The following is a 10,484-nucleotide window of genomic DNA, read 5'->3' as shown; positions in this document are numbered from 1 at the left end:
GTGGCTGTTCTCGAGGTCGAAGTTGTCGTGCGGGCCGTAGAGATTGGTCGGCATGACACTTCGGAAATCCGTCCCGTACTGCCGATTGTACGACTCGCACAACTTGATCCCGGCAATCTTGGCGATCGCGTAAGGTTCATTAGTGGGTTCCAGTGTGTCCGTCAGCAAGGCGTCCTCGCGCATAGGCTGCTCCGCCAGCCGCGGATAAATGCAGGAACTGCCGAGGAACAGCAGGCGCTTCACGCCCGAGCGCCAGGCCGAGTCGATGACGTTGGCCTCGATCATCAGGTTCTCGTAGATGAAATTGGCGGGGTAGGTGTCGTTCGCGTGGATGCCGCCGACGCGGGCGGCCGCGAGCACCACGTACTCGGGCCGTTCGGTATCGAAAAAGGCGCGAACCGCCGACTGGTCCAGCAGGTCGAGTTCGGCGCGCGTGCGCGTCAGGATCCCGGTATGTCCCCGCGCGGCCAGGGCGCGTGCGATGGCCGAACCTACCAGGCCGCGATGACCGGCGACGAAGATCCGGGCGTCGTGTGGCATCCCGTTCATGGCAGTATCTTCGTTTGTTGACTGTGCCTTGGTGCGGCAAGCGCCCGGACTGAACGCGTGGATCCCTTATTCATGATAGTTATAGGTGCGCAGGCCGGCATTCTTGACCAGCCGATCGCGTTGTGCCAGCTTCAGGTCCTCGGCCACCATCTCGCCGACGAGTTCATCGAAGGAAACCCGCGGTTCCCAGCCGAGCTCCTCACGGGCCTTGGTGGCGTCGCCGAGCAGGGTGTCCACTTCGGTCGGGCGAAAATACCGGGGATCGACGCGCACGATGGTGCTGCCTACGGGCGGCGTGTCTTCGTTCGCCAGACTCGCGACATCGGTCCGTGATTCGATGACGCCGGTCTCGTCGGTGCCCCCTCCTTTCCAGCGAATGGCGAGTCCGAGCTTTCGCGCCGCGTTTTCGACGAAATCCCTGACCGAATACTGGTGCCCGGTCGCGATGACGTAGTCCTGCGGCTGCGCCTGTTGCATCATCAACCACTGCATCTGCACGTAGTCCCGCGCGTGTCCCCAGTCCCGCCGCGCATCGAGGTTGCCGAGGTACAGGCAGTCCTGCAGCCCCAGCCGGATGCGCGCCAGGCCCCGCGTGATCTTGCGCGTGACGAAGGTTTCCCCCCGGACCGGGGACTCATGATTGAACAGGATGCCGTTGCAGGCATACATGCCGTACGCCTCGCGGTAGTTGACCGTGATCCAGTAGCCATAGAGCTTGGCCACACCATAGGGGGAGCGGGGATAGAACGGTGTGGTCTCGGTCTGCGGGGTTTCCATGACTTTGCCGTACAGCTCCGAGGTCGAGGCCTGATAGAACCGCGTCTTCTCCGCCAGACCGAGGATTCGCACCGCCTCCAGCAACCGCAGCGTGCCCAGTGCATCGGAATTCGCGGTGTACTCTGGTGACTCGAACGAGACCGCGACATGGCTCTGCGCGGCGAGATTGTAGATCTCGTCCGGCTGGACCTGCTGGACGATACGGATCAGGTTGGTTGAGTCGGTCAGGTCGCCATAATGAAGAAAGAAGCGTACGTCCCGGTCGTGCAGGTCCTGGTAGAGATGGTCGATCCGGTCCGTATTGAACAGTGAGGACCGGCGCTTGATCCCGTGGACCTCGTACCCTTTGTCGATCAGCAGCTCCGCCAGATAGGCGCCATCCTGTCCCGTGACCCCTGTAATCAACGCTTTTTTCGTCACCCGTGTTCCGCCTGTTCGATGCCCGATTCGATACCGGCCGGCAATTCTAACCCAGGTGGCGGTGTAGACGCCCAGAGGCCTCGAATGGGGTTAATCGCATTGCCCGGTTTACAGTCGGAATTCTTGCGACGACATTCGGTTGGAGCCTCCTGAATGGAGCAATACGGGCTCGATCGTCAGTTGCGCTAGCGGAGAATGGTTAACCGATCCCCAAGCGTGCGATGTGCATCGACCGAGCGGACGCGCCACAAATTCTGAAATCCTCGGAGATAAACGCAATTTTCACTGATTTATGGGACTATCTATGTCATTATGATGCGTTATGGATAGAGTGCTCGGAATTCAGTCCGCGACACGCAGACAGAGTTTTTAGAGGTCCCCGTGTATTATAAGGGCATGCTGAAAGAGCATTCCAGTATCGTAAACGTCTTTCTGAGGGCGATCGACTGGATTGCGATCTACGCCAGCGGCGTGGCGGCATTCTACCTTAGCGGGGTTTCCGCCTTTTTCGAGGAGATGGGTCAGACTGGTCTGCCGGAAAGCTACATCATGGTTGTCCTGATGGTCGTCGGTTTGTCCGCGGCGGTCTTTCCCGTCAGTTCCGTCTATCGGGTATGGCGCGGCGCGCCCTTGATTGAGGAACTAAGGCAGCTTTCGATCGGATGGGTCACGCTGGCCTTCATCATGGCCGCCTTGGCCTTGATGACCAAAACCGGCGCGCAATACTCCCGAATGTGGGGCGGTGTCTGGTTCCTGCTGGGTTGGACGACACTGTTGACCTCCCGTATCGTCCTGCGTTTTCTGCTTCGCTGGATCCGAAGTCAGGGGTTCAACCAGAGACAGATCGTGATCGTCGGCACCGGCAACCTGGCTCGCGAAGTGGCCGAAAGGGTAACCGCGGCCAGTTGGACTGGCCTGAAATTGCTCGGTTTTTTTGGTGAGCCCACCGAGAAAGACAGATCCGCGGCCCGAGGGCTCCCCATGCTAGGCGATATGGATGCCCTGCCCGGATTCCTGGAGGCGAACTCGATCGATCAGGTGTGGCTCGCGATGCCTTTGCGGGAAGAGGACACGGTTAGAGAGGTGCTCTATGATCTGAGGCATTCGACGGCTGATATCCGTTTTGTCCCAGATATCTTTGGCTTCAGTCTGCTCAACCACTCCTTCTCCGAGGTCGCCGGGCTGCCGGTGCTGGATCTATCCCGCACGCCGATGGTCGGTCTCAATCTGTGGATTAAGGAGGCCGAGGACAAGATCCTCGCGTTAATCATCCTGATCTTGACCAGCCCGGTGTTTCTGCTGCTCGCCTTGGGGGTCAAGCTGAGTTCTCCGGGGCCCGTCTTTTACCGCCAGGAGCGCGTAAGCTGGAATGGTGAACCCTTCATGATGTTCAAGTTCCGTTCGATGCCGGTCGATTGCGAGTGCCGCAGCGGACCCGCCTGGGCTTCCAAGGGGGAGGCGCGTGCGACTCCCTTCGGGCGGTTCCTGCGCAGGACGAGCCTCGACGAGCTGCCGCAGTTCATCAACGTACTCCTTGGGCATATGTCGATCGTCGGACCCCGGCCAGAACGGCCCGTATTCGTGGACCGGTTCAAGGACGAGGTCCCGGACTACATGAAGAAGCACATGGTCAAGGCGGGTATCACCGGTTGGGCGCAGATCAACGGCTGGCGTGGGGACACCGATCTGCACATGCGCATCGAGCACGACATCTACTATATCGAGCACTGGTCCCTGTGGTTCGACCTGAAGATCATCTTTCTGACCCTGTTCAATGGGTTCACCCACGAAAACGCATACTAACCACTCGAGACTCTGCTTCAATGGCGCGAATCCTGGTAGCGGGCGGGGCCGGCTATATCGGTTCACACATGGTGCTGGGCCTGGACGCGGCGGGGTTCGACGTCGTGACCGTCGACAACCTCTACTCGGGATACGAAGACGCGGTCCTCGCGGGGGAATTCGTCAGGGGTGACATCGGCGACGCCGCGTTTCTGGACGCCTTGTTCGGGCGGCTCCGCTTCGATGCCGTGATGCATTTCGCGGCGCATATCGAGGTGGGCGAGTCGGTCGCCGAACCCGCCAAGTATTATTTCAACAACTTCACCAACGCCCAGGTGCTGCTGGACGCCATGCGGCGACACGGTGTCGAGGCCTTTATCTTCTCCTCGACCGCGGCGATCTTCGGTGAACCCCGGTACGTCCCCATCGACGAGGCGCATCCCAAGTTACCGATCAATCCCTACGGGCGTTCCAAGTGGATGGTCGAACAACTGCTGGAGGACTATGACAAGGCCTATGGTCTGCGCTCGGTGGCGCTGCGATACTTCAACGCCTGCGGGGCAGATCCGGAATGCCGCGTCGGTGAGCGGCACGACCCGGAATCGCACCTCATTCCGCTGATTCTTCAGGCGGCCTCGGGTCGCAGGGAGCGGATCACCGTTTTCGGCGACGATTACGATACGCCGGACGGAACCTGCGTGAGGGACTACATCCACGTCAACGATTTGTGCGGTGTGCATCTACTGGCGCTGCGTGGTCTGCTCGACGGGGCCGGGAGCAACCGTTTCAACCTGGGTAACAGCCAGGGTTTCTCGGTGCGCGAGGTGATCGATACCGCAAGGGCGGTGACGGGCAGGGAGATCCCGGAAACCCACGGCGAGCGGCGTGCGGGTGATCCCGCGAGGCTCGTCGCCGACGCGAAACGGGCGAAATCGCAACTGGGCTGGAACCCGCGCCTCGCCGACCTCGACGTCATCATTGCGCATGCGTGGGCCTGGGAGCAGAAGCACTTCGGCTTGTAAAGATCGCCCGTCGATATCTCGAGGTGTTTGGAACTGCGGAGCGCAGTCCACCTCGGATGTCTCTCGGATGTCTCTCGGATGTCTACCGGGTCTGAAGATTGGTGGACTGCACTGCGTTTGTCCACCCTACCGATCCCACTGCATACTGGATGGGTACTCCGATGCGTGGACCGCTAGCGACTCAGTAGATGTGCGAATCGTATTTCAGGTGTAATGCCCGTTCGGACATCCGGAGCTCGAACAGTCGTTCGTCGGCCACCCGCAGCCGGCGGCTGATCTCGCGGGCGACGTTCATCTGAATCAGCGTGAACTGCCTGGGGTCGCGTTCGTAGACCTCGAACAGCATCTCGCTGGAGATCTCCAGCGCCTCGCAGTCCTCTTTGGCCAGGACGCTGGCGCTGCGGGGAAACAGGTCGATCAGGGCCATCTCTCCGAAGCTGTCGCCGCAGTTCAGTTCGCGAAGTACGTATTCCTCGTCCTGCCAGCACTTGACGATGGCCACTCGGCCCGATTCCAGGACGTACATCGCGTTGCCGGGATCGGATTCGCGGAAGTAGTATGCGCCTTCGGGGCAGCTGACCTCCCTTGCCCGGGACAACAGGTAACCCATGATGCTGTCGTCCACGCCACCGAACAGAGGCATGGACTGAAGCAAGCGAATGTGGCTGGTATCGGCCTGCATGGGTCAGGGTCAAACCCTAGTGTTCTTCAAGTTGCGAGGCGCATCGCAGGGGCCTCTGACTCCCCGGGGAGATCGCACATCCGGCCTGCAGTTCGGGTAAGTATATGTCAGGCTCGCATTTGTCCACCGACGAATTCGGGATACACTCCCGCGATGGCGTTGCCGGACAACGGTCCGACGTGGTGAATGTACGTCTGCGGCCCCGGCGGGAAGCATCCTCCGGCCGGTCGTCTGCCCGGCGTCGCCAACCGGGTAGACCGGGGGGAGTCGTGCCTTGTTGATGCCTACCTCAAACTTTCATCCTGCGGTGAGCGCATGGTTCGCCTCCGCATTCGCCGCCCCTACCCCAGCGCAACGCCGGGCATGGCCTGAGATCAAGTCCCGACGCCACGCCCTGATCGCCGCGCCCACAGGATCCGGCAAGACGCTGGCCGCGTTCCTGGCCGCCATCGACGACCTCGTCTGGCGCGGTCTCGACGGCGACCTGTTCGGCGCGTTGCCGGATGAGACCCATGTCGTCTACGTCTCCCCGCTGAAGGCCCTGTCGAACGACATCCGGTGCAATCTCGAGATACCGCTCTCGGGTATTCGTGAGGAACTGACCCGCCAGGGATACGCAGATCTCGCCATCAGAGCCATGGTCCGGACCGGCGATACGACGCAGGCCGAACGCGACCGGATCCGGCGCCGCCCTCCGCATATCCTGGTCACCACGCCGGAGTCGCTGTACATCATGTTGACCTCGGACTCCGGGCGGCGGGTGCTGTCCACAGCGAGGACGGTGATTGTGGACGAGATTCATGCGATGGCCGGGAACAAGCGCGGTGCTCACCTCGCGCTGTCCCTGGAGCGTCTGGAGTCGATCACCGCGCGGGGTCTGGTCCGTATCGGTCTCTCGGCCACGCAGAAGCCGATACGGACCGTGGAGCGATTCCTTGTCGGTGATCGCGAGGTGCATGCGACGATCGTCGACGCGGGACACGAACGCGAGCGCGATCTGGCAATAGAGCTGACCGCCTCGCCCCTGGACGCGGTGATGTCGGCCGAGGCCTGGGCGGAGGTCCACGAGCGCCTGTGCGAACTGGTCGAGGCGCACCGCACCACCCTGATCTTCGTCAACACCCGCCGCCTGGCAGAGAGACTGGCCAAGGCGCTGTCCGAACGACTCGGGGAAGCGGGCGTGACCTCCCACCATGGCAGCCTGGCGCGTGAGCACCGGCTCGAAGCGGAGCAGCGTCTCAAGTCCGGACGCCTGCGCGCCCTGGTGGCGACGGCATCGCTGGAGCTCGGTATCGACATCGGCGACGTCGATCTGGTCTGCCAGATCGGATCGCCGCGCGCGATCAGCACCTTCCTGCAACGCGTCGGGCGCTCGGGCCACGCGGTCGGCGCCACCCCGAAGGGGCGTTTGTTCCCGACCAGTCGCGACGAATTGGTAGAATGCGTCGCGCTGGTGGATGCGATCCGGCGCGGTGAACTGGATACGTTGTGCGTGCCGGCGCAACCCCTGGATGTCCTTTCCCAGCAGATCGTGGCGGAGACCGCCTGTGCGGAACAGGCCGAGGACGACCTGTTCATGCGGGTGAGACGGGCCTGGCCCTACCGGGACCTCTCTCGTGACGATTTCGATGCCGTGGTCCGGATGCTCGCCGATGGCTTCTCGACGCGCCGGGGGCGGCGGGGGGCCTGGATTCACCGGGATGCGGTCAATCGCCGCCTGCGGGCAAGAAGGGGGGCCAAGCTCGCCGCCGTGCTCAACGGCGGCGCGATCCCGGACCTGTTCGACTACGACGTGATCCTGCAACCGCAGGGCAGTTATGTCGGCACCCTGAACGAGGACTTCGCCTTCGAGTCGCTGCCTGGCGACATCTTTCAGTTGGGCAATACTTCGTACCGCATCCTGAAGACCGAGACCGGCAAGGTGCATGTCGAGGACGCGCACGGACAGCCGCCCAATATCCCGTTCTGGTTCGGTGAGGCCCCCGGCCGCAGCGACGAGCTTAGCCTGGCGGTTTCCAGGCTGCGTACCGACGTGGATCGCGAGCTCGGGCGGACGGACCGGTCCGAGGCGGTCACGCGGTTCTCGCCAGCCTGGGGTGTATCGCAACGCGTCGCGGCGGAAATTATCGACTATCTTGCGGCGGCGCGCACCGCTCTGGGGACGATACCGTCCCAGGAGACTATCGTCCTCGAGCGTTTCTTCGACGAGGCCGGCGATCAGCACCTGGTGCTGCATTCGCCTTTCGGGTCGCGGCTCAACCGGGCCTGGGGACTGGCCTTGCGCAAACGCTTCTGCCGCAAGTTCAATTTCGAGCTGCAGGCCGCCGCCCTGGAAGACACCATCGTCCTCTCGCTCGGCAGTACGCACAGCTTTCCGCTCGAGGAGGCCGCGCGCTACCTGAGTTCGTCGACCGTCAGGGACCTCCTGGTCCAGGCCCTGCTCGACGCCCCCATGTTTCCCACGCATTGGCGCTGGAATGCGACCATCGCACTGGCCGTGAGCCGCAATCGTACCGGTGGGCGTGTGCCCCCGCAGTTCCAGCGCATGGATGCCGAGGACCTCGTCGCGGTCGTGTTCCCGGACCAGATCGCCTGCCTGGAGAACGTGGTCGGGAAACGTGAGGTGCCGGACCACCCGCTCGTGAACCAGACCCTGGCGGACTGCCTGCACCGGGTCATGGACGTCGACGGCCTGGAGGCGTTGTTGCAGCGCATCGAGAAGGGCACGGTTAGCGTTGTCACCCGAGACCTGACCGAGCCGTCGCCGTTGGCCTGTGAGGTCCTCACCGCCAATCCCTACGCCTTTCTCGACGACGCGCCCGCCGAGGAGCGGCGCACTCAGATGGTCCGCGCGCGGCGCTACGCGAGCCCCGAGGACGTCGCGGCGCTTGGCAGTCTCGACGAAGAAGCGATACGCCGGGTGAGGGATGAGGCCTGGCCGGTAGCGCGCGACGCCGACGAACTGCACGAGGCGCTGCTGCTACTCGGGGTCCTGACCGAAGCCGAAGGCCGGGCTTTGCTCGGCGATCGCGGCGATACCGCGCTGGGGCGGTTGTTCGACGAGCGCCGCGCTACGGTCGCCGGGACCGCGCTCGACAGCCAGCCGCTGTGGGTCTGTGCCGAGCGACTGGCCGAGTTTCACCTGGTACATCCGGACGCGGTCACGAGGCCGACGATCGAGCCGGCCGGCGGCACCGTTCCCGAGACCCGTGAGGCGGCCCTGCGCGAGCTGGTGCGGGGGCGGCTCGAGGCGTCGGGACCGGTCACCGAGGCGTCGCTCGCAGAGACGCTGCAGGTGGCGCCCAAGGACGTTCGTGCGGCGCTGATCGAGTTGGAGTCCGAGGGATTCGCCATGCGTGGCCGCTATCGTCCGGGCGCCAGCGACATGCAGTGGTGCGAACGCGGGCTGCTTGCACGCATCCACCGATACACGGTCCGCAGCCTGAGAGACTCCGTCAGACCCGTACCGCCGGAAACACTGATGCGATTCCTTTTCCGCTGGCAGCGGGTGCATGTGCAGGATGCGGCCGGCGCGATAGAGATGCGTACGGGTGAGGAGGCGCTTTCAGATGTACTGGAGCAACTCGAGGGTTGGGAGGCGCAGGCAACGGCCTGGGAATCCGCGATCCTTCCGCTGCGCGTCGACGGCTACCGGCCGTCCTGGCTGGATCGGTTGTGCGTGACCGGCCGGCGGATGTGGGTTCGACTCGGTGCGCGCGGCGCAGCGTCTCACGGACGGTTTCAGGCCTCGCTGAAGACGACGCCCGTTTCCCTGGTGGACCGCCGGGAGCTGACCTTGTGGCGGGACGTGGAGAATTCGCGGGGAGCGGTACTTTCCGGTCTTGCCAACCGGGTCGCCGGCGTTCTCGAGGCGGGCGGGGCATCGTTTTTCGACGAGATCGTCCACGAGACGGGGCTGTTGCCGACGCAGGTGGAGGAGGCCCTGAGCGAACTGGCGGTCGCGGGACTGGCGACCTCCGACAGCTTCGCCGGTCTGCGCGCCCTGATGGTCGCGCCCGGGAAGCGGGCTGGCAGGAGGCGGCGTGGGAAGAACGAGCTGGACGAGGCGGGACGCTGGGTGCTGGTTTCCGGGACGACCCGTGGCGGTAGTCGTACCGTCTCTGGCCCGGCCGAGCCGCACGAACCGATCGTCAGGGCATTGTTGCGCCGGTACGGGATCGTTTTCCGTCGGTTACTGGAGCGCGAAACACGGATCCGGCCCTGGCGCGAGCTGCTCTACGTCCTGCGCCGGCTGGAGGCGCGCGGCGAGATCCGGGGAGGGCGTTTCGTCGAGGGTTTCAGCGGTGAACAGTTCGCATTGCCCGAGGCGGCCGGGCTGCTTCGCGATGTGCAACGGGAATCGCCGGAGACCTCGTACGTCAGCGTGTCCGGTGCGGATCCGCTGAATCTGACGGGGATCGTGACCTCCGGTGTCCGGGTGCCCGCCCTGGCTTCCAACCGGGTGCTGTACCGCGGGGGGACTCCGGTCGCCGCGTTTTGCGCGGGGCGCGTCGAGGTACTGGATGGGGCCGCTACGGGTTCGGTGTGGCAACTCGAAGGTCTGTTGCGTGAGCGGCACACGGAGGGGGCGAGACCCTGATCGGACTCGCCACGAAGCACCCCGGAAAGCACGGGGCCGGATAAGAATCCTTCCTCTTTACAGGCGCATGGCGTTCACAATTTCCCTGGACTATACTTCGAATCGCGGCGCTAGGAGGGGTCGGTGCCGGGTGAAAGCAAAACAACATCCACCCGTAACCGGTTGCACGCCGTATCAAACGACAACGAGCACGTTTCATAAAGAGGTAATGATTGATGACAATTGGTACAGTAAAGTGGTTCAACAACTCCAAGGGCTTTGGTTTTATCCTGCCGGACGGCAGGGAAGAGGACGTATTCGTACACTACTCCGGGATCTCCGGAGATGGTTACAAGACGCTCGAGGAAGGCCAGAAGGTCAGCTTCGAACTCGAGGAAGGACCCAAGGGGTTGAGCGCGACGAACGTTACCCCTTTGTAGGGCTGCAGGACTTTCGCAGAAGCGACAAACCCCGCCTCGCGCGGGGTTTGTCGCTTCTGCTGGAGGCTCATGGAATTGAAGGCTCCAGGGCCTTAGGCGATTTCTGTCAAATGACATACCATCCTGCTTGTCTTTGTCGTCCGTCCTCTGTGTTGCGACAACCGTTACATAGTTCGACTATGCGCCTGTTGTCGCGCCTTGATGACGAACGATCCCGGCGCTGCGCTGTCCCT

General features: G+C 63.1%; 7 protein-coding genes. 4 read left to right on the top strand and 3 right to left on the bottom strand.

The features are described from left to right. Positions 1–540: NAD-dependent epimerase/dehydratase family protein (locus LJE91_05710; protein MCG6868232.1), on the bottom strand; the 540-nt coding region annotated here is incomplete at its 3' end. A 75-nt stretch (positions 541–615) separates the two neighbouring features. Then, positions 616–1,746 carry a GDP-mannose 4,6-dehydratase gene (gmd, locus tag LJE91_05705; GenBank protein MCG6868231.1) on the bottom strand — a complete coding sequence of 377 codons (1,131 nt, stop codon included), beginning with the start codon at positions 1,744–1,746 and terminating at the stop codon, positions 616–618. Positions 1,747–2,142: 396 nt separating this feature from the next. Here gmd and LJE91_05700 point away from each other — a divergent pair, with 396 nt between their 5' ends. Together LJE91_05700 and galE are read left to right on the top strand one after the other, a co-directional pair. Continuing rightward, complete coding sequence (locus tag LJE91_05700; GenBank protein MCG6868230.1) at positions 2,143–3,549, top strand: undecaprenyl-phosphate glucose phosphotransferase; 1,407 nt, start codon at positions 2,143–2,145, stop codon at positions 3,547–3,549. 20 nt (positions 3,550–3,569) lie between these two features. Then, positions 3,570–4,550, top strand: coding sequence for a UDP-glucose 4-epimerase GalE (gene galE, locus LJE91_05695; protein MCG6868229.1), 981 nt, complete (start codon positions 3,570–3,572; stop codon positions 4,548–4,550). Between the two features lie 181 nt (positions 4,551–4,731). On the opposite strand, the gene LJE91_05690 is transcribed toward galE, so the two are convergent. Further along, complete coding sequence (locus LJE91_05690) at positions 4,732–5,232, bottom strand: Crp/Fnr family transcriptional regulator (protein ID MCG6868228.1); 501 nt, start codon at positions 5,230–5,232, stop codon at positions 4,732–4,734. Positions 5,233–5,512: 280 nt separating this feature from the next. Here LJE91_05690 and LJE91_05685 point away from each other — a divergent pair, with 280 nt between their 5' ends. Together LJE91_05685 and LJE91_05680 are read left to right on the top strand one after the other, a co-directional pair. Continuing rightward, complete coding sequence (locus tag LJE91_05685) at positions 5,513–9,832, top strand: DEAD/DEAH box helicase (GenBank protein ID MCG6868227.1); 4,320 nt, start codon at positions 5,513–5,515, stop codon at positions 9,830–9,832. Between the two features lie 215 nt (positions 9,833–10,047). Continuing rightward, on the top strand, positions 10,048–10,251 hold the full coding sequence (locus LJE91_05680; protein MCG6868226.1) for a cold-shock protein: 204 nt from the start codon (positions 10,048–10,050) through the stop codon (positions 10,249–10,251). The last annotated feature ends 233 nt before the right edge of the window (positions 10,252–10,484 follow it).

The sequence above is a fragment of the Gammaproteobacteria bacterium genome (genome assembly GCA_022340215.1).
Lineage (GTDB): Bacteria > Pseudomonadota > Gammaproteobacteria > JAJDOJ01 > JAJDOJ01 > JAJDOJ01.
This window is presented reverse-complemented; position numbering and strand designations above follow the sequence as displayed.